General features: G+C 64.3%; 24 protein-coding genes and 1 pseudogene. 8 read left to right on the top strand and 17 right to left on the bottom strand.

From position 1 onward, the window contains the following. A pseudogene (locus tag ACOJTD_RS16045) lies at positions 1 to 413 on the bottom strand (GGDEF domain-containing protein); the annotation flags it as partial. A 210-nt stretch (positions 414 to 623) separates the two neighbouring features. Between ACOJTD_RS16045 and ACOJTD_RS16040 the strand changes: the two are divergent. Further along, on the top strand, positions 624 to 833 hold the full coding sequence (locus ACOJTD_RS16040; protein WP_420133890.1) for a hypothetical protein: 210 nt from the start codon (positions 624 to 626) through the stop codon (positions 831 to 833). Between the two features lie 13 nt (positions 834 to 846). On the opposite strand, the gene ACOJTD_RS16035 is transcribed toward ACOJTD_RS16040, so the two are convergent. From ACOJTD_RS16035 to ACOJTD_RS15980, 12 genes are all read right to left on the bottom strand, one after another. Then, positions 847 to 1257 carry a DUF2000 family protein gene (locus ACOJTD_RS16035; protein ID WP_420133889.1) on the bottom strand — a complete coding sequence of 137 codons (411 nt, stop codon included), beginning with the start codon at positions 1255 to 1257 and terminating at the stop codon, positions 847 to 849. Between the two features lie 42 nt (positions 1258 to 1299). Further along, complete coding sequence (locus ACOJTD_RS16030; RefSeq protein ID WP_420133891.1) at positions 1300 to 1626, bottom strand: DUF4189 domain-containing protein; 327 nt, start codon at positions 1624 to 1626, stop codon at positions 1300 to 1302. 127 nt (positions 1627 to 1753) lie between these two features. Continuing rightward, positions 1754 to 3367, bottom strand: coding sequence for an NTP transferase domain-containing protein (locus tag ACOJTD_RS16025; protein WP_420133888.1), 1614 nt, complete (start codon positions 3365 to 3367; stop codon positions 1754 to 1756). Next, the gene (locus ACOJTD_RS16020; protein WP_420133887.1) at positions 3364 to 4065 is read right to left on the bottom strand and encodes an XdhC family protein; all 702 of its coding nucleotides are present in this window, start codon (positions 4063 to 4065) and stop codon (positions 3364 to 3366) included. The genes ACOJTD_RS16025 and ACOJTD_RS16020 overlap by 4 nt, the downstream gene beginning before the upstream one ends. Positions 4066 to 4092: 27 nt before the next feature. Then, positions 4093 to 4416 carry an XdhC family protein gene (locus ACOJTD_RS16015; RefSeq protein WP_254981661.1) on the bottom strand — a complete coding sequence of 108 codons (324 nt, stop codon included), beginning with the start codon at positions 4414 to 4416 and terminating at the stop codon, positions 4093 to 4095. Between the two features lie 25 nt (positions 4417 to 4441). Next, positions 4442 to 5659 (bottom strand): vWA domain-containing protein, encoded by a 1218-nt coding sequence (locus tag ACOJTD_RS16010; protein ID WP_420133886.1) that lies wholly within the window; start codon positions 5657 to 5659, stop codon positions 4442 to 4444. Between the two features lie 209 nt (positions 5660 to 5868). After that, positions 5869 to 6777: an AAA family ATPase gene (locus ACOJTD_RS16005; protein WP_420133885.1), complete on the bottom strand. Its 909-nt coding sequence runs from the start codon at positions 6775 to 6777 to the stop codon at positions 5869 to 5871. A 33-nt stretch (positions 6778 to 6810) separates the two neighbouring features. Further along, positions 6811 to 7617 carry an FAD binding domain-containing protein gene (locus ACOJTD_RS16000; protein ID WP_420133884.1) on the bottom strand — a complete coding sequence of 269 codons (807 nt, stop codon included), beginning with the start codon at positions 7615 to 7617 and terminating at the stop codon, positions 6811 to 6813. A gap of 53 nt (positions 7618 to 7670) precedes the next feature. After that, the gene (locus ACOJTD_RS15995; RefSeq protein WP_420133883.1) at positions 7671 to 8156 is read right to left on the bottom strand and encodes a (2Fe-2S)-binding protein; all 486 of its coding nucleotides are present in this window, start codon (positions 8154 to 8156) and stop codon (positions 7671 to 7673) included. A gap of 202 nt (positions 8157 to 8358) precedes the next feature. Further along, complete coding sequence (locus ACOJTD_RS15990) at positions 8359 to 8823, bottom strand: CoxG family protein (RefSeq protein WP_420133882.1); 465 nt, start codon at positions 8821 to 8823, stop codon at positions 8359 to 8361. Positions 8824 to 8995: 172 nt separating this feature from the next. Then, positions 8996 to 9532, bottom strand: coding sequence for a hypothetical protein (locus ACOJTD_RS15985; protein WP_420133881.1), 537 nt, complete (start codon positions 9530 to 9532; stop codon positions 8996 to 8998). Positions 9533 to 9799: 267 nt separating this feature from the next. Next, positions 9800 to 9949 (bottom strand): hypothetical protein, encoded by a 150-nt coding sequence (locus tag ACOJTD_RS15980; protein ID WP_420133880.1) that lies wholly within the window; start codon positions 9947 to 9949, stop codon positions 9800 to 9802. Between the two features lie 369 nt (positions 9950 to 10318). Between ACOJTD_RS15980 and ACOJTD_RS15975 the strand changes: the two genes are divergently transcribed. The 5 genes from ACOJTD_RS15975 (at position 10319) to ACOJTD_RS15955 (ending at position 15566) form a co-directional block, all read left to right on the top strand. After that, positions 10319 to 11236: an ABC transporter permease subunit gene (locus ACOJTD_RS15975; protein WP_420133879.1), complete on the top strand. Its 918-nt coding sequence runs from the start codon at positions 10319 to 10321 to the stop codon at positions 11234 to 11236. A gap of 10 nt (positions 11237 to 11246) precedes the next feature. Further along, on the top strand, positions 11247 to 12572 hold the full coding sequence (gene livM, locus ACOJTD_RS15970; protein ID WP_420133878.1) for a high-affinity branched-chain amino acid ABC transporter permease LivM: 1326 nt from the start codon (positions 11247 to 11249) through the stop codon (positions 12570 to 12572). After that, a complete protein-coding gene (locus ACOJTD_RS15965; RefSeq protein ID WP_420133877.1) occupies positions 12569 to 13405 on the top strand; it encodes an ABC transporter ATP-binding protein in 837 nt (278 codons plus the stop codon). Before livM ends, ACOJTD_RS15965 begins: the two co-directional genes overlap by 4 nt. A gap of 136 nt (positions 13406 to 13541) precedes the next feature. After that, positions 13542 to 14291, top strand: a complete 750-nt coding sequence (locus ACOJTD_RS15960) for an ABC transporter ATP-binding protein (RefSeq protein WP_420133876.1) — start codon at positions 13542 to 13544, stop codon at positions 14289 to 14291. 162 nt (positions 14292 to 14453) lie between these two features. Continuing rightward, positions 14454 to 15566: a branched-chain amino acid ABC transporter substrate-binding protein gene (locus ACOJTD_RS15955; RefSeq protein ID WP_420133875.1), complete on the top strand. Its 1113-nt coding sequence runs from the start codon at positions 14454 to 14456 to the stop codon at positions 15564 to 15566. 212 nt (positions 15567 to 15778) lie between these two features. Here ACOJTD_RS15955 and ACOJTD_RS15950 read toward each other — a convergent pair whose 3' ends face one another. Further along, entirely contained in the window at positions 15779 to 16213 is a 435-nt protein-coding gene (locus ACOJTD_RS15950; RefSeq protein WP_420133874.1) for a pyridoxamine 5'-phosphate oxidase family protein, read from the bottom strand. Positions 16214 to 16279: 66 nt separating this feature from the next. Further along, positions 16280 to 17014, bottom strand: a complete 735-nt coding sequence (locus ACOJTD_RS15945; protein ID WP_420133873.1) for a cytochrome c biogenesis CcdA family protein — start codon at positions 17012 to 17014, stop codon at positions 16280 to 16282. A gap of 143 nt (positions 17015 to 17157) precedes the next feature. Here ACOJTD_RS15945 and ACOJTD_RS15940 point away from each other — a divergent pair, with 143 nt between their 5' ends. Then, positions 17158 to 18153 carry a P1 family peptidase gene (locus tag ACOJTD_RS15940; RefSeq protein ID WP_420133872.1) on the top strand — a complete coding sequence of 332 codons (996 nt, stop codon included), beginning with the start codon at positions 17158 to 17160 and terminating at the stop codon, positions 18151 to 18153. Here the strand turns inward: ACOJTD_RS15940 and ACOJTD_RS15935 are convergent. Next, positions 18143 to 18907 carry an EF-hand domain-containing protein gene (locus ACOJTD_RS15935; RefSeq protein ID WP_420133871.1) on the bottom strand — a complete coding sequence of 255 codons (765 nt, stop codon included), beginning with the start codon at positions 18905 to 18907 and terminating at the stop codon, positions 18143 to 18145. The genes ACOJTD_RS15940 and ACOJTD_RS15935 overlap by 11 nt on opposite strands. Before the next feature lie 301 nt (positions 18908 to 19208). On the opposite strand from ACOJTD_RS15935, the gene rpe reads away from it, so the two are divergent. Next, positions 19209 to 19907 (top strand): ribulose-phosphate 3-epimerase, encoded by a 699-nt coding sequence (rpe, locus tag ACOJTD_RS15930; protein ID WP_420133870.1) that lies wholly within the window; start codon positions 19209 to 19211, stop codon positions 19905 to 19907. 43 nt (positions 19908 to 19950) lie between these two features. On the opposite strand, the gene ACOJTD_RS15925 is transcribed toward rpe, so the two are convergent. Beyond that, positions 19951 to 21738: a P-loop NTPase fold protein gene (locus ACOJTD_RS15925; RefSeq protein ID WP_420133869.1), complete on the bottom strand. Its 1788-nt coding sequence runs from the start codon at positions 21736 to 21738 to the stop codon at positions 19951 to 19953. Positions 21739 to 22440 lie beyond the last annotated feature (702 nt).

Here is a 22440-nt window from a genome sequence, read left to right as displayed (position 1 = left end):
GGCAGGCCCGACAGCAACGTCGCACAAAAGATCAGGAACAGCGCGACCATCAGATAGCGCCCGGAATACGGCTCGGGCGCCCATTGGCCGATCGTCACCACCGTCGCCACGAAAGTGACGATCATCGCGGCGTGAATGGCGGATTGCAGTGTTCGGTTATCAGACCACAGGTTCAGCGCCAGCCCGATCAGGCCAAGCAGCGAAACGCCGCCGAGCCGCAGGGCCAGCGCGAATTCGAAGTGCCGACTGTCGAGCGCCACAGCGTCGACGCCGATAGCGAGAATGTTCAGCACTAGATTGACGATCAGCGAGCGGCGCTGCGCCGATCGGCTTCGCAGGTCCGGATCGACGGCGGCCATGTCCGGCAGCTTGCGTCGCTGCCGCGAAGGCCCATCGCTAGAGGTGTCGATCATGCTCAGCCTGTCCGAAACTCCGTGCACATCATCGGACCACGCTTAAGGAGGCCTTACACCGGCAAGTTGCGCTGCTGCGTCCGCTCCGGGTGGCTAACAGCGCATGAACTCTGCGGCCTGGACACGGCCCTGCGACAGTGCGGGAACCCACAAAGGGGAACGACCGCTGCGGCTTCGGATTGGTGTCGGACAACCATCAGGGAGACCGCCATGATATCGACCGAGTGGCTTTGGGCGATCGGCATAGTCATTCTGGCGATCGCAATCGCCTACGCATTGATGCGCAATCGTCAGCGCACTGCCGCCGAGAAGCAGCTCACCGAGGCTGCAACCAAGGCCAACTACAGGGCCGAAGAGCGCAAGGATAGCGGCCAGCCGGTGCCGGGCGCCGGCGAACGCGCCCAGACCATGCCGGACTAAGCGCGGCTAATCGTCAGGCGTGAAACTTCAAACCGTCGAGGATCTTGTCGACCACCTTGCGGTCCGCCCGCACCGCCAGGCCGACGAGATCAAGACCACCTCGCTGCACCGCACGCACCGCCTCACGGTTGGCTGCGTCATGGGTGGTCTTGAACATCTCGGCTGTGTAGATTGCCGGCTTCACGTTGCGGGCAAGCGCGCGATCGAGCGCACGTGACAAGGCGGGCTTGTCGGCCCCGTAGATCAGGATCGGCTGGCCGATCAACGCGTGATACGACGTATCGCTACCGTCCTGATACGGCTCGCCGATGCTCTCCGGAAACGCCGCGGCGATCCCCGAGGACAGGAACGCGGCAACATTGAGCTTCTGCCAGACTTCGAGGTCGGTGCGGATTACCAACGCGATCTTGGTATCGAATTGCATGACGCAGAGGTAGCCGGAATCGGCCCGACTGTCATCCCGTGGTCAGCCCTTAGCGTCGCAGGCCCATGCGCGGATGACGCATTCCTTGCCGCCGTATTCGTAGCACTTGCGGGTGGCCTCGTTGAGCGACGACGAGATCTTCGGCTCGACGGCGTAGCCATGGGCGCCGCAGGGATTGAGCAGATCGATCGCCAGCGCCGCGCAGGCTCGGCGCATGGTGACGGTGGTGCAGTCGCCGTTGCATTTCTTGCGGGCCGCGGCGATGGCGGCAGCTTCGGCCGGATAGTCGAACGCCTGACCGTAGGCGCCGCATTTGCCGACCGCCATGGCGCCGGCGGCGTGGGCCGGGGCAATCGCGCCGATGGCCATCAACAAAGCAGCACAAAGCGCGCGACCGCGCGCGGCAGCGATCCGTTTCAAGATCGTCCTCCCCGAACAATTCCCCGCAGGAACTTTATCGGCGAAGGACTTTCGACTTGGTGAATGATCCGTCGCGCTAGCCGCGCCGGGCGTGGTCGAGCGCCTCGGGCGTGTCGATGTCGAGAAAGGCACCGGCGCCGTCCACCGGGATCTCTGTGACGGCTTCGGCGTGCTTGGCGATCAGATGTCGCGCGCCGACGTCGCCGCCGAGCGTCATCAGCTCGGCGAAAAATCTCCGCGACCACAGCACCGGATTGCCGCGACGACCATCGGCGACCGGCACGACGATCAGCGCGCCACGGTCCGGATCGAACGTATCGATCAGCTGATCCAGAAGCTGCGTGCCGACCAACGGCATGTCGCCGAGGCAAACCAACGCGCCGTCTGCATCCTCGCCGACGGCGGAGATGCCCGCTTTCACCGACGAAGCCAGGCCTTCCGCGTAGTCCGGATTGTGCACGAAGCTGAGGTCGAGGCCGGCGAGCGCCGCCTCGACCTTTTCGGCCTGATGGCCGGTGACGACGATCGGGCGGCCCGCGCCGGACGCCGCCTTGGAGGCGAGCACCTGCTCGGCGACGATCCGCACCAGCGGCTTGCCATTGAGCTCCGCCAGCAGCTTGTTGGGCCCGCCCATCCGGGTCGAGCGGCCAGCCGCGAGGACGATCCCCGCGACGTTGCGGCCGCCCTCGGCGACCGGCACGCGCGGCTGCGGCCGCGTCACGCTCTCCATCAGCAGCCCGCCGACGCCGAGACCGGTGATATCGGCGCGCGTCACGGTCAGTCCGGCGAGCAGCCGCATCAGCACCCAGTCGAACCCGTTCTCGACCGGCGAGCGCGCGCAGCCCGGCGCGCCGAGCACCGGCACCCCGGAGGCCGAGCCGATCAGCAGCAGATTGCCCGGATCGACCGGCATGCCGAAATGCTCGATCTCACCACCAATCGCGCTGATCGCCGCTGGGATGACATCGCGGCGATCGGCGATCGCCGAAGCGCCGAATACGATCACCAGTTCGGCTTCGAGCCCGAGCAACTCCTTTAGCGCGGTCACGAGTTGCGCCTGATCGTGAGCAATGCGGCGCTCGGCGATGATGGTGGCTCCGGCTGGCGCGAGACGCTCGGCGGTGACGCGTAGCGTCTTGTCGATCACCTTGGCGGCGAGGCCCGGCAACTGCGTCGACACCACGCCGACGCGCTTCACCACATAAGGTGCCACGCGCAGTGCGGCCCCCTGCGCTGCGGCGACCGCGGCATCGCGCAGCCGCGCCTCGACGCCGAACGGGATCAGCTTGACGGTGCCGATCATCTCGCCTTCGACTACCGGCTTGAACGCCGGCAGCGTCGCAAAGGTGATCGCCTCATCGACTGCGTTGACGCGGTCGACCGCGGCGCGATCGATCACCAGCACGCCCGGACGGCTGGCGAACAGATTGGCGCGGCCGGTGAACGCGCGCTCGACCGCGACGCCGTCGCCGGCGACAGCCTTGGCAACGTCGCCCGCCGCGACATCTTCGGAGACATCGCCGGACTCGAGCTGCACTACGACGATCTCGGCAACGCCGGCCTTCTCCAGCGCGGCGACTTCCGCCTCGCCGATCAGCGTCCCCTTTTTGAGCAGCAGCCCGTTCTGCCGCAGCGAATGCACGGCGACGCCGCCGATCGCCTCCGACGGCCGCCGCGGCCCGAACTTCATGCCGCGGCCGCTTTCGACGATGCCGGCAGCCGCAACGTTGCGGTGATCTCGGCCATGATCGAAACCGCGATCTCGGCCGGCGACACCGCGCCGATGGCGAGACCGATCGGCGCGTGGATACGTGCGACGTCGGCTTCGCTGGCGCCCTGCTCCTTCAGCCGCTCGACGCGGCGGCCATGCGTCTTCTTGGAGCCGAGCGCGCCGATGTAGAAGCAGTCGCGTTCGAACGCGTGCAACAGCGCCGGATCATCGATCTTCGGGTCGTGCGTCAGCGCCACGAACGCCGTGTAGCGATCGATGTTCAGCGGCGGCAGCGCGACGTCGGGCCATTCGGCGATCAGCGGCACGTCGGGGAAGCGCTCGGGGCTGGCAAACGCCGTACGCGGATCGACCACGGTGACGTCGTAGCCCAGCGAGCGCGCCAACGGTGCCAGCGCCTGACTGATATGCACCGCGCCGACGATCACCAGTTTGGCGGTCGGCGCATAGACATTGAGGAACAGCTTCTTGCCGTCGACTTCAACCGTCGCGCTTTTGCCCATGCGCAGCAGCTTGGACAATTCGGCAGCGAGCGGATCGGCAGCGATGTCGGCGGCTTTCACCAGCCGCTGCTCGCCGGTCGCGGTGTCGGTGACGACCACCGCCGGACGGCGCGCGGCGCGCTCGGTATTGAGCTGTTGCAGTGTTTCGAACTTCACGGTGACGCCCCACTTCCCTCGGTCGAACTAACCGACCTTTTCGACGAACACCCGGATGGTGCCGCCGCAGGATAGCCCGACCTTCCAGGCGGTCTCGTCGGCGACGCCGAATTCCAGCAGCTTCGGCTGACCGCTCTCGATGACGTCGAGCGCCTCGGTCACAACCGCGCCTTCGACGCAGCCGCCGGAGACTGAGCCGAGGAAGGTGCCGTCGTCATTGATCACGAGGTTGGAGCCGGCGGGACGCGGCGCAGAGCCCCAGGTCTCGACCACGGTGGCGAGCGCCACGCCGCGGCCGGCGCTCTTCCAGTCCTCCGCCGCTTTGAGAATGTCTTCGTTGCTGTCGAGCATGGGACGTCTCCTCGGCGTGCGTGCGTCAGGCGGCGGAGCGGATCGCGCTGAAATGGTGCGGCGGCGGCGCCGACGACAACGCCTCGATCAAGGTGTGCATCGACGTCAAATTATGTACCGGACGGAATTCGTCAACGTAGGGCAACATCATTTTGATGCCCTGGGCGCGCGGCTCGAAACCCTGATAACGCAGCAGCGGGTTGAGCCAGATCAGTCGACGGCAGGAGCGATGCAGCCGGTCCATCTCGAACGCCAGCTTGGTGTCGGCCTCCCGCTCCAGCCCGTCGGAGATCAGCAGCACGATCGCGCCCTGCCCGAGCACGCGCCGCGCCCACAGCTTGTTGAAGCTGTGCAGCGAGGTTGCGATCCGCGTGCCGCCGGCCCAATCCTCGACCGAGGTCGTGCAGCTCGCTAGCGCCTCATCGGGATCGCGCTGGCGCAACGCGCGGGTGACGTTGGTCAGCCGGGTGCCGAACAGGAAGGTCGAGACGCGTTTGCGATCGTCGGTGATGGCGTGGAGGAAGTGCAGGAACAGCCTTGTGTACTCGCTCATCGAGACGGAGATATCGAGCAGCGCGACGATCGGCGCCGGCTTGTCGATCAGTCCGAGCCGGCGGATGTCGACGATCTCGCCACCGCTGCGCAGCGAGGCGCGCAACGTGCGGCGCAGATCGAGCTTGAGGCCACGCTTGTCGGGACGGACGCGGCGGGTGCGCAGTTCGGCCTGCGGCAGCCTCATGCGGGCGATGGCGCGGGTGACTTCGGCGATCTCCGCCGCGCTCATCTGCGCAAAATCCTTCTTCTGCAGGATCTCCTTGTCGGAGACCGCGAGCTGCAGCTCCTGCTCCTCGGCCGACGGCAGGTCGCGCGTCGCCGACGGCGACATCGCCTCCTGCACGCGACGCGACGCCGGCGGCGGCTTCTTCTTGGCGGCGTCGGGCATCGGGATCGAGTCGAGCATGTTCTGCCAGTCCTCCGCGGCGCGGAAGAACAGCGCGAAGGCCTGCTCGAAGATCAAGAGATGCTCGCGGCGCTTGACGAAGATCGCTTCGAGTGTGGCGTAGAGATCGGCCCGCTGGCCGATGTCGATCAGCTGCAGCGCATCCATCGCATCGATCACAGCACCCGGCCCAACCGGCAGCCCCGCGGCGCGCAGCGCCCGCGCAAAGCCGACGACATTGTCGGCCATCCGGCCGGTCGCCGGATTGAGATGATCCATCGCGGCGATGGGGTTACGCTGCATGGTAGCACAACCTCTCAACTCGTTAGGGCCACGACCTCACTCCGAGCACGGCCTGCTCCCTCTCCCGCTTGCGGGAGTGGGCTGGGGTGAGGGCGACGCGAGCACGGTGCCTGGGGCTCCCTCTCCCCAACCCTCTCCCGCAAGCGGGAGAGGGAGCGCGCTGCCGGTGCGGCGGAGACCGAGCCACCTCACAAATGCAACGAGTCCGCCTAGCTCTCGCTCGTCGCGTCCTTCACCAGTTTCGCCAGCGCATCGCCCTGCATGCGCGTGATGTCGTCCTGATACTTCAGCAGCGCGCCGAGCGTGTCGCCGACGACTTCGGCGGTGAGCGCGCGGGCGTCGAGTTCGGTGAGTGCCGTGGCCCAGTCGATCGTCTCCGCGACGCCGGGGGATTTGTAGAAATCCTGCTCGCGCAGCGCCTGGACGAAGCTGACGACCTGCGCGGACAGCTTTTCCGAGATGCCGGGCACGCGCGATTTGACGATCGCCAGCTCGCGCTGCGCATTCGGATAGTCGACCCAGTGATACAGGCAGCGCCGCTTCAGCGCGTCGTGGATCTCGCGAGTGCGGTTCGAGGTGACGATCACGATCGGCGGCGCCGGCGCCTTGATGGTGCCGAACTCCGGAATGGTCACCTGGAAGTCGCTCAGCACTTCGAGCAGATAAGCTTCGAACGCCTCGTCGGCGCGGTCGAGTTCGTCGATCAGCAGCACCGGCGGGCCGGCGACGTCGGGCTCGAGCGCCTGCAGCAGCGGGCGCTTGATCAGATAGTGCTCGGAGAAGATGTCGCTGGAGAGCTGGCCGCGATCGGTGTCGCCGGCGGCTTCCGCAAGCCGGATCGCGATCATCTGCGCCGAGCTGTTCCACTCATAGACGGCCGAGGCGACGTCGAGGCCCTCGTAACATTGCAGACGGATCAGCCGGCGCCCGAGCGTCGACGACAGCACCTTGGCGATCTCGGTCTTGCCGACGCCGGCCTCGCCTTCGAGGAACAGCGGACGGTTCATCCGCAGCGCCAGGAACAGCACGGTCGCCAGCGAGCGCTCGGCGAAGTAACCGCGGCTCGTGAGCAGGTCGAGCGTCGCGTCGACCGAAGCAGGAGGCGCCGTGACGCTCATGGGGTGACGCTCATGCGCGATCCGATCGCAAGGTCACGCCTTGCCGTTGGCGGCATCGACCGCGCGCTTCGCAAGCACGCCGATCAGATGAGCGCGATACTCGGCGCTGCCGTGCAGATCGCTGTTGAGGTTGTCGTGCGGGACGTGAATGCCGTCGAGCGACTTCGCATTGAAGCGCGCCTTCAGCGCCTCTTCGAACGCCGGCACCCGGAACACGCCCTCGGAGCCCGCACCGGTGACAGCGACGGCGACATCCGACGGCCGACGCGCGACGAACACGCCGACCAGCGCGTAGCGCGAGGCCTGGTTGCGGAATTTGACGTAAGCCGCCTTCTTCGGCAGCGGAAACTGCACCTTGACGATGATCTCGTCGGGCTCCAGCGCGGTGGTGAACAGGCCCTGGAAGAACTCCTCGGGCTTCAGCTTGCGCTTGTTGGTGACGATGGTGGCGCCGAGCGCCATCACGGCTGCCGGATAGTCCGCGGTCGGATCGTTGTTGGCGAGCGAACCGCCGATCGTGCCCTTGTGGCGGACGGCCGGATCGCCGATCAGCGACGCCAGTTCGGCCAGCGCTGGGATCGCCTCGCCGACGATCGGCGAATTGGCGACTTCGGCGTGCTTGGCGGTGGCGCCGATCACCAGCGAACGGCCCTTGATCTCGATGCCGTTGAGGCCCTCGATATGCGACAGGTCGACCAGATGCGGCGGCGCCGCGAGGCGCTGCTTCATCACCGGCAGCAGCGTATGGCCACCGGCAATCAGCTTGGCGTCCTCGTTCTTGATCAGCAGGTTGGCGGCCTGACGGACCGTCCCGGGGCGGTGATATTTGAATTCGTACATCGAGCTTCCCTAGCTTCCTCGACCCTGGCCAGCAGCCTTGTTATTACGCGCGATCAGGCGCGATCGGAATTGGCCATCGCCTTTGCGCCGGCAGCGATCGAGACGACGATGTTCTGATAGCCGGTGCAGCGGCAGAGATTGCCTTCCAGCTCCTCGCGAATCGTCTCGTCGGACAGCTCGTGGCCCTTGCGGTGGACGAGATCGACCGCGGTCATGATCATGCCCGGGGTGCAGAAGCCGCATTGCAGGCCGTGATTCTCGCGGAAGGCTTCCTGCATCGGATGCAGCGGCGCGCCGTCGGCGGCCAGCCCCTCGATCGTCGTCACCTCGTGCCCGTCGGCCATCACCGCAAGCGTGGTGCAGGACTTCACCGCCTTGCCGTCGAGATGCACAACGCACGCGCCGCACTGCGAGGTGTCGCAACCGACATGGGTGCCGGTGAGCCGCAGGTTCTCGCGCAGAAACTGCACCAGCAGCGTGCGCGGATCGACGTTGGCGGTTACCGGATTGCCGTTCACGATCAGGGAAATCTTGGCCATCGGCCCTCTCGTTTGTTGCGCACCACCGCATTGCACGGCAGCGTGTTCGCGCTTTAGTTGTGTTTCTTGAGGATATCTTAGGGGCCTCGGTCCGGATCGGCAACCTCCGATCGGAACAACGGAGGCGCCTCGGACTGATAGCAGCGCTGCGATAACGACAGCGTGATCGATCGCCGGCGGACCACCGGCAGCTACGGCGCGCTCAGGCGGCGCCGTTGCCGTTCTGCACGGCCTTGGAGAAATTGGCGAAGAACTCGTCGGCGAGCTTCTTGGCCGAGCCGTTGATCAGCCGCTGACCGAGCTGCGCCAGCTTGCCGCCGATATGCGCCTCGACGTCGTACGACAGCAGCGTGCCGCCGTCCTTCTCGGACAGTCCGACCGTCGCGCCGCCCTTGGCGAACCCGGCGACACCGCCCTCACCTTCGCCGGTGATTTTGTAGCCGTTCGGCGGATCGAGATCGCTCAGCGTGACGCGGCCTTTGAAGCGCGCCGAGACCGGCCCGACCTTCAACTTCGCTACCGCGCGAAAGCCCTCCTGATCCTCAGTCTTCTCCAGCTCCTCGCAGCCGGGGATGCACTGCTTGAGAACTTCAGGATCATTGAGCTTGGTCCACACCAGATCTTTCGGCGCGTCCAGTTGGACTTCGCCGTTCATCGTCATGGCCATGGATCGTCCTCCCGCAATCAGTCGGCCGCCTTGATCGGCGGCGTTGCCGGCCGAATAAAGCACGCAATTTGCAAAAGCAAAAGCAGCGCGCTGCCGCAAGTTGTTACGGACAGCGCATAAAAGCTTTGCGCATTGCGATATAAGTCGGCAGCGGAGACTTGTTAGAGCGGGATCAGGAATTCTGCGCCGCGTGCGGATAGTTCGTCATCAGCGGGCGCGATGCGCGCGGCTCCGGCTCCGCAACCGGCGTGACCACCACCGCCGGCCGTTCAACCAGCATGACGATCGCGGTCCCGAGCAGCAGCAGAAGTTCGGTCGCGTGCAGCCGCATCGCTTCCATCTCGCCGACCTGCGATGCCATCACCATGCTGACGAAGCTGATGACGCTGCCCAGCGCCAGCGCGATCGACAGCGCTTCATTGCAGCCGCCTGACCGTCGGATCGCCGGCCGCGTCAGCAGCGCGAGAAACAACGCGAAGAAGGCCACCACCGTCAGCTTGGCCAAGGCCAGCAGCCACGCCGCGCGCACGGTGGCCAGCGAGGCAAGATGGAAATGGTCGCTTAGAAAGATCGCCACCGAGATGTTCGGCCGGTCGTAGAAACCGTGGATCGGCGACATCATGATCTTGAACGCGATGATCACCCAGCTCGGGATGAAGTACGCCGCGATCAGCACGCCGTTCGCAGAGCTTATCCGCCAGTTCGCCATCGTCGGGGTTCCCGCTGCCGGCCGCTTTCGTTCTGAAAGCAGTCCACTCCGAGCTAAACCTGGTTAACGACGTCCGGCAATGGAAACGCTTTATTAACCTTAATTTCCGTTAACCCTGTGGATTGCGCTGATAGGCCACTTCGCCGGTCCCTCCAGGCGCGGAAATTGCGCAGCCGGAGCCTGTTGCGCCGTCCTCGCCCAAAGAAAATCCCGCCTTTCGGCGGGATCCTCCGACTCCTGGAGAGTCATTATTGCCAGCGGCGTATGCTAGCGGTCGCGCTGGCCGTGCTGGCCCTGCTGCGGATTGCCCTGCCGACCCGGATCCTGTTGCTGCTGACCCGGACGCGCCCCGCCACCCTGCTGCTGTTGGCCGGGCTTCTGACTCGGGGTCGGATTCTGCTGGTTCTGATTCGACATCTGATTTCTCCTTTGGCCGTTTGCATCAGCCGGCAGGACAATGCGGATCATGCTTTCCCGGTTGCCGGAACAACCTTTCCGGCGCGTGATCTTTACGGGGCATTTGCGCGGCGGAGCGATGTCGCGGAACTTTTCAATTGCGACCATCGTCCACAGGGAAGAAGGTCGTAATCGCGCGCTGTTGCCGTAAACGCTTCGCACTGTTACAAAATTGGCAAGCGAAGCGACGTGCCGGCTGCCGGGGCTCTCGCCGCATCGTGTCTCCAGCGCGAGCGGGTGCTCTTGAGCACTGCCTGCGCCCGCGAGAACCGGATCTCCTCGGACGTCTCCTTCCGACGTTGGCCTCGATCGTCTGACAAACGGCAGCGCATGGACTATTTCGCCCAGCAGCTCATCAACGGCCTCGTGCTCGGCTCGATCTACGGCCTGATCGCGATCGGCTACACGATGGTCTACGGCATCGTCGGCATGATCAATTTCGCCCATGGCGACATCTTCATGATCGGCGGCTTCATCGCGCTGATCAGCTTCCTCATCCTGGTGTCGTTCGGCCTCACCTTCGTGCCGCTGATCCTGCTGGTGGTGCTGCTGGTGTCGATGGCGATCACCGCGCTGTACGGCTGGACCGTCGAGCGCATCGCCTACCGGCCGCTGCGGCACTCGTTCCGCCTCGCCCCGATGCTGTCGGCGATCGGCATGTCGTTCGTGCTGATGAACTTTGCCCAAGTCTCGCAAGGCGCGCGCGTCAAGCCGGTGCCGCCGATCATCACCGGCGGCTACACGCTGCATGAAAGCGCCGACGGCTTCGTCGTGCGGCTGTCCAACGTGCAGATCCTCGTGGTCGTCACCACCATCGTGCTGCTGGCGATCTTCACCTGGCTGGTGTCGCGAACGAGGCTCGGCCGCGACATGCGCGCCTGCGAGCAGGACCAGACCATGGCGTCGCTGCTCGGCGTCGACGTCGACCGCACCATCTCGATGACCTTCGTGATCGGCGCCGCGCTCGCCGCCGTCGCGGGCATGATGTATCTGCTGTATTACGGCCTCGTGGACTTCTTCATGGGCTTCGTCGCCGGCATCAAGGCGTTCACTGCCGCCGTGCTCGGCGGCATCGGCTCGCTGCCCGGCGCGATGCTCGGCGGCCTGTTGATCGGCCTGATCGAGACGATGTGGTCGGCTTATTTTTCGGTCGAGTATAAGGACGTCGCGGCGTTCTCGATCCTGATCGTCGTGCTGATCTTCATGCCGACCGGCCTGCTCGGCCGCCCCGAAGTCGAAAAAGTCTGAGCGGTTCGACGTGGCCAAACTCGCGCACGCTGCCGCTACGCCCGCCGCCGCCAAAGCCGGCGCGGGATTCATTCTGAAGAAAGCCCTGATCAGCGCCCTTGTGGCGCTGGTTTTGTTTTCGCTGATGATCGGCGTGCGGACCGAAGCCGGTCCGGAAGGCGGCCTGATCTATTGGACGCGGTTTGAAGAACTCGCCGGCATGGTGGCAGCGGTGTTCGTCGGCTCGATCGTGGTCGAGTTGCTGCGGCGCTGGTGGGGACCGGTCGAGACGCCGAAGATGCCGGAAGCCGCGCGCAAGACACTCGGCCTCGCCGGCCGTGTCGTGGCGCCGGCGCTGCTGATCTTCACGCTGCTGGTGCCGGTGATCTTCTACGACCAGCGCTACATTCTCGACCTCGGGATCCTCGTGCTGACTTACGTGATGCTCGGCTGGGGCCTCAACATCGTGGTCGGCCTCGCCGGCCTCTTGGACCTCGGCTACGTCGCGTTCTACGCCGTCGGCGCCTATTCCTACGCGCTGCTCGCCACCAATTTCGACCTGTCGTTCTGGGTGTGCCTGCCGCTCGCCGGCATCCTGGCGGCGTTCTGGGGCATCCTGCTCGGCTTTCCGGTGCTGCGGCTGCGCGGCGATTATCTCGCCATCGTCACGCTGGCGTTCGGCGAAATCATCCGCCTGGTGATCATCAACTGGCAAAGCCTGACCGGCGGTCCGAACGGCATCAGCGGCATTCCGCGGCCCACGGTGTTCGGCATCCCGCTGACGCCCGGCGAGAACGGACTTGCGGCGATGCTCGGCGTGCCGTTCTCGCCGTCGCAGCGGCTGGTGTTCCTGTTCTATCTGATCCTGGCGCTGGCGCTGATCACCAATTGGGCGACGATCCGGCTGCGCCGGCTGCCGATCGGCCGCGCCTGGGAAGCGCTGCGCGAGGACGAAGTCGCCTGCCGCGCGCTCGGCATCAACACCACCACGACCAAACTGACGGCGTTTGCCACCGGCGCGATGTTCGGCGGCTTCGCCGGCGCGTTCTTTGCCACGCGGCAGGGCTTCATCTCGCCGGAGTCGTTCACCTTCCAGGAATCGGCGCTGGTGCTGGCGATCGTCGTGCTCGGCGGCATGGGCTCGCAGCTCGGCGTCGCGCTGGCGGCGCTGACGCTGATCGGCGGCTTCGAACTGTTCCGCGGCCTCGATCAGTTCCGCATGCTGGTGTTCGGCCTCTCGATGGTGTTCCTGATGGTGTGGCGGCCGCGCGGCCTGATCGGCCACCGCGCGCCGACCGTGTATCTGCAGCACAAGCAGGCGATCTCGTCCGACCTCGTCAAGGAAGGCCACGGATGAGCGCGGACCACGACATTCTCCGCGTCAGTGGCCTGACGATGCGGTTCGGCGGCATCGTCGCCGTCAACGATCTGTCGTTCGCGGCCCAGCGCGGCAAGATCACCGCGCTGATCGGCCCGAACGGCGCCGGCAAGACCACCGTGTTCAACTGCATCACCGGCTTCTACAAGCCGAGCGCCGGCGAGATCCGCCTGAAGCATCAGGACGGCGCGACGCATCGGCTCGACAAGCTCAACGACTTCCGCATCACCAAGATCGCCAAGGTGGCGCGTACCTTCCAGAACATCCGGCTGTTTCCCGGCATGACGGCGCTGGAAAACCTGATGGTGGCGCAACACAACGCGTTGCTGCGCGCCTCGGGCTTCACGCTGCTTGGCCTGTTCGGCACGCCGTCCTGGCGCGCGGCGGAACAGCAGGCGATCGATCGGGCCAAATACTGGCTCGACCAGATCGGCCTGCGCGAGCGCGCCGACGATGCCGCCGGCAACCTGCCCTATGGCGATCAGCGCCGGCTGGAAATCGCGCGCGCGATGTGTACCGAGCCGGTCCTGTTGTGCCTCGATGAACCTGCCGCCGGCCTCAATGCGCGCGAGAGCGCCGAGCTCAGCGACCTGCTGCGCAAGATCCGCGGGGACGGCACGTCGATCCTGCTGATCGAACACGACATGAGCGTGGTGATGGAAATCTCCGACGCCGTCGTCGTGCTCGACTACGGCGTCAAGATCGCCGATGGCACTCCGACGCAGATTCGCGACGACCAGCGCGTCATCGCCGCCTATCTCGGCGTCGAGGACGAAGAGGTCAAAGCCGTCGAGCAGGAGCTCGGGCTGTGAGGCGGCTCTGCCCATGCACCCTGTCATGGCCGGGCTTGACCCGGCCATCTACGGCAAAGCGCGAGACGGTGTTTGTGTCCGTGGATGCCCGGGTCAAGCCTGGGCATGACGGTGGTAAGCGTTGTGAGGGCGCATCATGATCGCCACCACCGCTGCTACTCCCCTTCTCCAGATCGAAAACCTCCGCGCCGCCTACGGCAAGATCGAGGCGCTGAAAGGCGTCGATCTCGACATCAAGCCCGGCGAGATCGTGGCGCTGATCGGCGCCAATGGCGCCGGCAAGTCGACGCTGATGATGTCGATCTTCGGCAAGCCGCGCGCCAAGACCGGCCGCATCGTGTTCGACGGCGTCGATATCACCGCGCGGCCGACACATCTGATCGCGCGGATGAGCATCGCGCAGTCGCCGGAGGGCCGCCGCATCTTCCCGCGGATGAGCGTCGCCGAAAATCTGCAGATGGGCGCCGATGCCGGCGACAGCACGGAGGCGCAGCGCGCCGACATGCTCGAGCGCGTGCTGACGTTGTTTCCGCGGCTGCGCGAACGCTTCGCCCAGCGCGGCGGCACGCTGTCGGGCGGCGAGCAGCAGATGCTGGCGATCGGCCGCGCGCTGATGAGCCGGCCGCGCCTGCTACTGCTCGACGAGCCGTCGCTCGGCCTGGCGCCGCTGATCACCCGGCAGATCTTCGACGCGATTCGCACGCTCAACCGGCAGGATGGCCTCACCGTGCTGATCGTCGAGCAGAATGCCAACCACGCGCTCAAGCTGGCCGATCGTGGCTACGTGCTGGTCAACGGCGTGATCACGATGAGCGGCAGCGGCGCCGAACTGCTGGCGCGCCCTGAAGTGCGAGCTGCTTATCTCGAAGGCGGCCGCAAGGTCTGATCTCGTTACCGCCTGCGGCAGAATGTGCCAGCGGCGCGCGCGCGATGCGGCATTTTGTCGATGACTTGCCATCAAAATCTGCCAACAATGCCGCGAACGCCGTGCCGGCGATCGGGTTCGGGCGCGGCCGATCAATTGCAGGCTCATCGCAGGGATCACTCCATGAAACTCAAGCTTCTCGGTTTGGCATTCGGCGCGTCGCTGGCGCTGTCGACGACGGCGCTGGCGCAGGACATCACGGTCGCAGTCGCCGGTCCGATGACGGGCGGCGAATCCGCGTTCGGCCGTCAGCTGAAGAACGGCGCGGATCAGGCGGTCGCCGACCTCAACGCCGCCGGCGGCGTGCTCGGCAAGCAGCTCAAGCTGCAGACCGGCGACGACGGCTGCGACCCGAAGCAGGCGCGCTCGATCGCCGAGAAGATCGCCGGTGACGGCATCCCGTTCGTCGCCGGACATTTCTGTTCGTCGTCGTCGATCCCGGCGTCGGAAGCCTATGCGGACGGCAACACGCTGCAGATCACCCCGGCCTCGACCAATCCGCTGTTCACCGAGCGCAAGCTGTGGAACGTGCTGCGCGTCTGCGGCCGCGACGATCAGCAGGGCCTGGTCGCTGCCGAATACATCCTGAAGAACTATCAGGGCAAGAACGTCGCGATCCTCAACGACAAGACCACCTACGGCAAAGGTCTCGCCGACGAGACCAAGAAGGCGCTGAACAAGGCCGGCTTCACCGAGAAGATGTTCGAGTCCTACAATAAGGGCGACAAGGATTTTAACTCGATCGTGTCGCGGCTGAAGCGTGACAACATCGACCTCGTCTACATCGGCGGCTATCACCAGGAAGCCGGCCTGATCCTGCGCCAGATGCGCGACCAGGGCCTCAAGACCGTGATGATGGCCGGCGACGCCATGAACGACAAGGAATTCGCATCGATCACCGGCCCGCTCGCCGAAGGCACGCTGTTCACCTTCGGTCCGGACCCGCGCAACAAGCCCACCGCGCAGGCGATCGTCGAGAAGTTCAAAGCCAAGGGCATCGATCCGGAGGGCTACACGCTGTACACCTACGCGGCGTTCCAGGTCTGGTCGCAGGCCGTCGCCAAGGCCAAGACCACCGACCCGAAGAAGGTGATCGACACCATCAAGGCCGGCGAATGGGACACCGTGCTCGGCAAGATGGCGTTCGACGCCAAGGGCGACATCAAGGCGATCGACTACGTCGTCTACAAATGGGACGCCAAGGGCAACTACGCGGAGATTGGCAAGGGGACGTGATCTCGCTTGCTTCTGTTACGCGGCCACTCCCCGCACACACCGTCACCGCCCGGCTTGACTGGGCGGCCCGGTATTCCAGAGCACCGTGTTAATCGCGAGGCTCTGGGATACTGGATCCTCCGCTTTCGCGGAGGATGACGGCTTGTATAACTGGCGTCGGCCAGCTCTACCACGCGCTCAGATCAGACCACCGCAGGCCAGCGCCTCAACGCTCAGAGCTTGATCTCGCCCTGATCCTCGCCGTCCCAGTAATGGATACGCGACGCGTGGACCTTGATCAGGACGATGCCGGGCGTGTCGATGCCCTGCTCGAACCAGATATCCAGATCCTTGGTCCAATGCTTCTCGAACGCTGCCTTGTCGCGGATCAGCTCGGCTTTGCCTTCAACCGCGATAAAGCTCGGCGGCTTGCCGAGCCAGCCCTTGGCGCCCGCGAACGACAGGCCGACCTGCGGATCGCGCTTGATGTCGTCGATCGTGTGGGTGTTTTCGTAGCTAAAGAAGTAGGAGTCGCCGTCATAGGCGACGTCGCGATTGTTGCTCATCGGCCGGGCGGCGATCTGGCCGCCTTCGGCGCGGGTCGACAGCATCGCGAAATCGATATCGCGCATCTTCTCGGACAGCTCCGAGAGGGTCATCTGGCTCATGCGTGGCTCCTTGCTGCAAGCTCACGCAATGACGCTCAATGACCGGATCAGTTCCGGGCGCCTGTGCTACCCGATATTCCCCAGCGCCGGGAACGTATTCAGCAGCCAGATACTCACGTCGCTGATCGCACCGGTGAGGAAGCCGATGCCCGTCAGCACCATCAGCACACCCATGGCGCGTTCGACCGTGGCGAGGTGTTTTTTCATCCGCGCGAACAGGCCGGAAAATTGTTCGACCATCAGCGCGGCGAGCAGGAACGGGACGCCGAGACCGAGGGAGTAGATCGCCAGCAGGCCGGCGCCCTTGGCCACCGTGGCTTCAGCCGCCGCGACCGACAGGATGGCGGCGAGGATCGGGCCGATGCACGGCGTCCAGCCGAACGCGAAGGCGAGGCCCATCACGTAAGCGCCCCACAGCCCGACCGGCTTGGGGATCGGCAACCGCCCCTCACGCATCAGGATGTTGATGCGGGTCAGGCCGAGGAAGTGCAGGCCCATCAGGATAATGACGATGCCGGCGACGATCGCCAGCTCACCCGACCAGGCGCGGATCAGGCCGCCGATCAGGCTGGCGCTCGCACCAAGCGCGACGAACACGGTCGAGAAGCCGAGCACGAACACCGCGGCCGAGATCATCACCGCACGCTTCGAATTGCGTTCGGATTCGTCCGCAGCGACGTGCTCGATGGTCGCACCGGTCAGGTAGATCAGATACGGCGGCACCAGCGGCAGCACGCAGGGTGACAGGAAGCTGACGAGGCCGGCGAGCAGAGCGGCGGGAATGGAAACGTCGTGGATCATGCGGCTACATGCACCGCCACGCCCGCGCCGCGCAAGGCGATGCGGCAACGTTCCGCGCCTTGTGATCGCCGCGTGAGCCTTGCTTCGACCAAGTGTTTAGACCGACAATGACGCCCTCACCTCGCCAGCCCCACGGACCTGCCTTGAAGAACCTCATCACCGATGTCGCCGGCGTTCGCGTCGGCCATGCCGAGGACGCCAAACTCGCCTCCGGCGTCACCGCCATCCTGTTCGACCAGCCGGCGGTCGCCTCGATCGACGTGCGCGGCGGTGGACCGGGGATCCGCGACGGCGTGCTGCTCGAACCGGTGAACACGGTCGAGCAGGTCGATGGCTTTACGCTGTCGGGCGGCTCGGCGTTCGGCCTCGATGCCGGCGGCGGCGTACAGGCCTGGCTTGCCGAGCAAGGCCGCGGCTTTGCGATCGGCGCCGCGACGATCCCGATCGTGCCCGGCGGCGTCATCTTCGACATGCTCAACGGCGGCGACAAGGCGTGGGGTCGGTTCTCGCCCTATCGCGACCTCGGCTACGCGGCCGCCGCCGCGGCGAGCGAGGATTTCGAGCTCGGCAGCGTCGGCGCAGGCCTCGGCGCCACCACGGCGAACTACAAAGGCGGCCTGGGCTCAGCCTCAGCCAGAACGCCCGGCGGCATCACGGTCGGGGCGATCGCCGCGGTCAACGCGATCGGCAGCGTCACTATTGGTGACGGGCCGTGGTTCTGGTCGGCGCCGTTCGAACAGGGCGATGAGTTCGGCGGCCACGGCATGCCGAATCCATTCGGGCCGGAGCATCTGAAGATCCAGCTCAAGGGTGCCGCCGCCGCGACCGCGGAGAACACCACGCTAGTCGCCGTCGTCACCGACGCGGCGCTGACCAAGACGCAGGTGAAGCGGCTGGCGATGCTGGCGCAGACCGGCTTCGCCCGTGCGATCTACCCGGTGCACGCCCCGCTCGATGGCGACGTGGTGTTCGCCGCCGCCACCGGCAAGACGCCGGTTGATCCGCTCGCCGGCCTGACCGAACTCGGCGCCATCGCCGCCAACACCGTGGCCCGCGCGATCGCCCGCGGCGTCTACGAGGCGACACGGCTGCCGTTCACCGGCGCGCAGCCGGCGTGGCGTGACCGGTTCAAGCGCTGAGCGAGACCGTCCCGCTGGCGCCCGCCTGGATCTGATTGGCCTGGCGCTGGATCAGTTGCTCGATGAAGTTGTACTTCGAGGTGGCGTTGCTGGAGGCGCTGTTGGTCGCCGCCGACGTCGTGCTCACCTTGGAGCCGTCCGGATAGGTGATCGACGTGGTCACGCTGCCGTCCGAATTGGTGACGCTGGTGCTGCTCGCCCCGGTGAGCGCATCGGCCGCATTCGAGCCCGAGCCTGAAGCCGAGCCCGACGCCGAGGCGCCGCTGCCATGGTGATGACCCTTGCCCTTCAGCGCCGACTTCAACTCGCCCATGCTGACCGAGCCGTCGCCGTCGGTATCGAGCTTGGCGAACACCTTGTCGGCGTTGGCCACATTCGTGCCGCCCGCCCCGAGCTTGTCCTCGAATTCCGCCTTGCTGATCGAGCCGTCGCTGTTGCCGTCGAGCTGCGCGAACAGGTCCTTCAGCGCGGCGTCGCGGCTTTTGTCCTTGGTGGTCGTCGGGTCGGCCGACTGGTTCTGCTGCGCCGACAGCAGCGCCTGCAGGGTTTCGGGCGACAGCATGCCCGACGACGACGAACCGCTCAGGCTGGTCGAGCCGAGCAGCGAGCTGCTGCCCGAACTGGAGCTCGAGCTGGAGGTCTCGAAGGGATTCGTCAGGCTGGTCGTGTTCGACGATGAGTTGGTCTTCGACGACGAGCTCAGGGAGCTCAGCAGTCCGGACAGCGCGCCGAGAGCACCAAGGGCAGGAATCATGACCACACTCCGTTCAGCGCCGCATCGCGGCTGCAACTACTCATCCGCATCCCTGCCGGATATGAGCAACCGCCGTGCCAGCACGCTGCTGATTGGAAACACTGAACTTTTCGGCGCGCTGCGGCGCCGCGGCCGGGGAAATTTCTGCCGCACCGGCAGAACCTGCCGAGCACAACGGGCGCGGCGCGCCATGCGCCGGCGCATTGCGAGGCGTTGGCGCGCGTGTTAGCGAATCGGCCACTCGCCGCTCGGCCGCATACCGCAGCGCCGGGATCGTTCAGGAAACGTCCAGGAAGCCGCCATGTCCCAGTTCGCGCCCCGTCCTCTCGCCATCGCGCCCTCGATCCTGGCGTCGGATTTTTCCAAGCTCGGCGAAGAGGTCCGCGCGGTCGATCAGGCCGGCGCCGACTGGATCCATCTCGACGTGATGGACGGACATTTCGTGCCGAACATTTCCTACGGCCCCGACGTCATCAAGGCGATGCGGCCGCACACCAAGAAGATCTTCGACGCGCATCTGATGATAGCGCCGTGCGATCCGTATCTCGAAGCCTTCGCCAAGGCCGGCTGCGACCACATCACCGTCCACGCCGAAGCCGGCCCGCATCTGCACCGCTCCCTGCAGGCGATCCGCGCGCTCGGCAAGAAGGCTGGCGTCTCGCTCAACCCCGGCACGCATCCGAGCGTGCTCGAATACGTGCTCGACGACATCGATCTCGTGCTGGTGATGTCGGTCAATCCGGGATTCGGCGGCCAGGCCTTCATTCCGAGCGCTGTCGAGAAGATCAAAGCGATCCGCGCGATGATCGCGGGACGGCCGATCGACATCGAGGTCGACGGCGGAGTGAGTGATAAGGTCGCCGGTGAATTGGCTGCAGCCGGTGCGAATGCGCTGGTCGCGGGCAGCGCGGTGTTCAAGGGCGGGACGTTGGAAGCTTACAAGGCGAACATCGCGGGGATAAGGAACGCGGCGATGAGCGCGCGGGGGGAAGTGGTGTAAATACCCCGAGCAGTCAATCGGACGAGCTAGTCGCAACAGCCAACTAGGCCGCAGGATCAGCCGATTTAAGATACCATTCGGTTTGTCTCTGAATGCGCAGTGTACCGATAGGTTCTAACTTCGATCCCCGCTCGAGTAGAGCCTCCCGGAGAGCGATAATCCAAGGCTTCTCGTCTCTAAGATCACGCTCTAGCTGGCCGTGCTCGTAGCGTCCCTTGAGAGCCATCATTACAACGTGTTGATCGCTAGGGTGGAGACTCAGGAAAACGTCGACAAATCTTGATACATCGAGCGTTGCGAGGACCGGAACTCCAACATATTGGCTGCCGCCGCCAACTACGACACCACGATAAAACTCCTGAACTTCCGATTGCATCTTCGACAAAAGGTCTTGCGCTATTTGTGGATAGCGGTCCCGACCGGCACTTTGGAGCGCTTCCACGAGATGTAGGAACAGCTCTCGATACTCAGTAGTCTTACACTCGTAGATTCCAAGGCCGCCCCAACCCTCGAATTGCGTTTCATGATAAGCGTCGACAATCTCCAATTTCTTGGCCTTGTATAGATCATCTATGTACTTTTTGCCTTCCTCAACGATCTCAAGTCGAGTGTCAGTCAACACGCCCTGATCTGCCAAAAACAGCATTAAGCCGAAAACATGTAGAATTTCCCCTGCCTGAGTAAAGGCTCGAGCTTCAAACTGCTCCGACATTTTCTTGAGAGCAACATCGAACTCCTCGTCAGACCGCTCCATCCAGTGCCAGACTGTCCGCCAAGACGCTTCGTCAGCTGAAGTGACAAAGAAACGGCTTGCTTTAAGCTCTGCATGTATTGAGTTGGCATTAACGACACCACGGACGAGAAAATTTACTAGCAATTCGTTCGACAGTACATTGTCATTTAGATCCACTGCAACATACCTATCGTCCGCTCGCTCGATTGGACTCTTCTCTCCATCCTTACGCAAATGAGCGAGCATCATGGCTGCTAGTCCACGCCCCTTCAGGATATCCTCCTCAGAAAGGCGCGCAGCTTTGATCTCAAACGACAACGCAAACAAGAGCCGCAGCAGCGTGATCATTGCATCTTTATTTGACCGATGCTGAGGCTGCAGGACCGAATAGAATCGCTCAAAATCCCACATCGTTTGCTGAAGTATCCGCAAATTGTTGAGGCCTGACTGCCCATAGATCGACGAGATTTCGGAAGAATTTTCTTTAATGAACGAACTAGCATCTGGACAGTCGATTTTAGAGGAGAAATAATCAAATGCCTCTTTGAAGACCGATTGAACTTCCAGCGTCTTCCCGATGAGTTTTTCGCGCCGTCGGTTGTAATCTTCCTCTACGCCAATCTCCTTTTCGTTAGCGATGATTAGTACCTTTGCTCCGCCGTGCTCAACAAACTGATTGATATATCCGAGCACAGCATTCTTTGGCGTATCACATCTCTCAAGATCATCGAAAACGTATACTTCTGCCTGAAATTTATTGAGGAACTCCTTTATATTCCAGTCTCCCGGATCAACCTTTAAAAATTTAAGCCCAGCCTTCGCCACTCGTCCTACGACCTTTGCGGCGCTTCCTGTAGCAAGTGGGAAAGCCGCTTGAAAAAGGGCATCATCAATCTCTTCTACGCTGGAAAGGCCGTAAAGGCTAACGTAGACGTATTTCTTCGCGTCTTCCCCGAATCGCTCTTTCAAGAACTCTTTGACCAGATATGTCTTACCGACGCCCCACACCCCCGATATGACCACCGCAAATTGGGGTGAGTGCGGAAGGCGCAAGTAGTAATCGAGATAATCCCACACGTGCTTATTCACATCCGACATAACGAATCCCTCATTGAAGCACCGCCGATCGAACGGGAAACATAATCCCATTGCAATCGGGATTGATCTAAATCGCCCTCATGGCGTTACGCTCTCGCGGCTCCATCGAGCCCGAGTTCTGCACCCGTCGCTTCACAGCGAGGGGTGGGGGCGCGCCGGTCGGCGCTAAGGTGGTTATTGTCGCGATGGCTTTGTGGACCATCGCGCGACGCCGTTCCGGCGCGCCCACCGCGACGTGCTATCGGCGTCGGCCCGTTCTTCCGGGGACGTGGCCGGAGCGCCTCGGCGCTCCATCCCGGCGGTTGTCCCGCCGTTCGCCTGTCCCCGTCCAGCCGGCATGAGCGGCAGGCTCTCGTAGTGGAGCCGGACGGGATCCCGACGCCGCCCGGGACTCGTGCGTGCGAGGCACGAGGCGCGGACGCCGCATCCGCCCGACTTCGCCGACACACGTGTCGGCTTCGCCGGGCCATCGTTCCGGACCGGTTGCCCGGCCCGTCGATCTGTCCCGCTTGACGACGCCTCGCGAAGCGCCCCTCACGGACAGGACGACGCGGACTATAATCATAATAGGAATTTTGTCAAGGGGTGGTTTGGGCTGGGGTGATGGGTTTCGCTGCGCTCAGCCCATCCTACGGAGGATGAGCTTTTCGCGTGTCCCGGACGCGCTGCGGCACGCAGTGCCGCTGCGCAGAGCCGGGACCC

This window comes from Rhodopseudomonas sp., assembly GCF_048594845.1.
In the GTDB taxonomy this organism is placed as follows: domain Bacteria; phylum Pseudomonadota; class Alphaproteobacteria; order Rhizobiales; family Xanthobacteraceae; genus Rhodopseudomonas.
The sequence above is the reverse complement of the archived record's forward strand: the minus strand, read 5'-3'. Positions and strand labels throughout refer to the sequence as shown.

Coding starts and splice junctions, on each gene's coding strand:
- ACOJTD_RS15985 (WP_420133881.1), bottom strand. CDS start 9,532: ATGGCGAACTGGCGGATAAGCTCTGCGAACGGCGTGCTGATCGCGGCG.
- ACOJTD_RS16000 (WP_420133884.1), bottom strand. CDS start 7,617: ATGTACGAATTCAAATATCACCGCCCCGGGACGGTCCGTCAGGCCGCC.
- ACOJTD_RS16040 (WP_420133890.1), top strand. CDS start 624: ATGATATCGACCGAGTGGCTTTGGGCGATCGGCATAGTCATTCTGGCG.
- rpe (WP_420133870.1), top strand. CDS start 19,209: ATGTCCCAGTTCGCGCCCCGTCCTCTCGCCATCGCGCCCTCGATCCTG.
- ACOJTD_RS16005 (WP_420133885.1), bottom strand. CDS start 6,777: ATGAGCGTCACGGCGCCTCCTGCTTCGGTCGACGCGACGCTCGACCTG.
- ACOJTD_RS15935 (WP_420133871.1), bottom strand. CDS start 18,907: ATGATTCCTGCCCTTGGTGCTCTCGGCGCGCTGTCCGGACTGCTGAGC.
- ACOJTD_RS15925 (WP_420133869.1), bottom strand. CDS start 21,738: ATGTCGGATGTGAATAAGCACGTGTGGGATTATCTCGATTACTACTTG.
- ACOJTD_RS16015 (WP_254981661.1), bottom strand. CDS start 4,416: ATGCTCGACAGCAACGAAGACATTCTCAAAGCGGCGGAGGACTGGAAG.
- ACOJTD_RS15975 (WP_420133879.1), top strand. CDS start 10,319: ATGGACTATTTCGCCCAGCAGCTCATCAACGGCCTCGTGCTCGGCTCG.
- ACOJTD_RS15995 (WP_420133883.1), bottom strand. CDS start 8,156: ATGGCCAAGATTTCCCTGATCGTGAACGGCAATCCGGTAACCGCCAAC.
- ACOJTD_RS15960 (WP_420133876.1), top strand. CDS start 13,542: ATGATCGCCACCACCGCTGCTACTCCCCTTCTCCAGATCGAAAACCTC.
- ACOJTD_RS16030 (WP_420133891.1), bottom strand. CDS start 1,626: ATGGCCATCGGCGCGATTGCCCCGGCCCACGCCGCCGGCGCCATGGCG.
- ACOJTD_RS16010 (WP_420133886.1), bottom strand. CDS start 5,659: ATGCAGCGTAACCCCATCGCCGCGATGGATCATCTCAATCCGGCGACC.
- ACOJTD_RS15945 (WP_420133873.1), bottom strand. CDS start 17,014: ATGATCCACGACGTTTCCATTCCCGCCGCTCTGCTCGCCGGCCTCGTC.
- ACOJTD_RS15955 (WP_420133875.1), top strand. CDS start 14,454: ATGAAACTCAAGCTTCTCGGTTTGGCATTCGGCGCGTCGCTGGCGCTG.
- ACOJTD_RS15980 (WP_420133880.1), bottom strand. CDS start 9,949: ATGTCGAATCAGAACCAGCAGAATCCGACCCCGAGTCAGAAGCCCGGC.
- ACOJTD_RS15990 (WP_420133882.1), bottom strand. CDS start 8,823: ATGGCCATGACGATGAACGGCGAAGTCCAACTGGACGCGCCGAAAGAT.
- ACOJTD_RS15965 (WP_420133877.1), top strand. CDS start 12,569: ATGAGCGCGGACCACGACATTCTCCGCGTCAGTGGCCTGACGATGCGG.
- ACOJTD_RS16025 (WP_420133888.1), bottom strand. CDS start 3,367: ATGAAGTTCGGGCCGCGGCGGCCGTCGGAGGCGATCGGCGGCGTCGCC.
- ACOJTD_RS16035 (WP_420133889.1), bottom strand. CDS start 1,257: ATGCAATTCGATACCAAGATCGCGTTGGTAATCCGCACCGACCTCGAA.
- ACOJTD_RS15950 (WP_420133874.1), bottom strand. CDS start 16,213: ATGAGCCAGATGACCCTCTCGGAGCTGTCCGAGAAGATGCGCGATATC.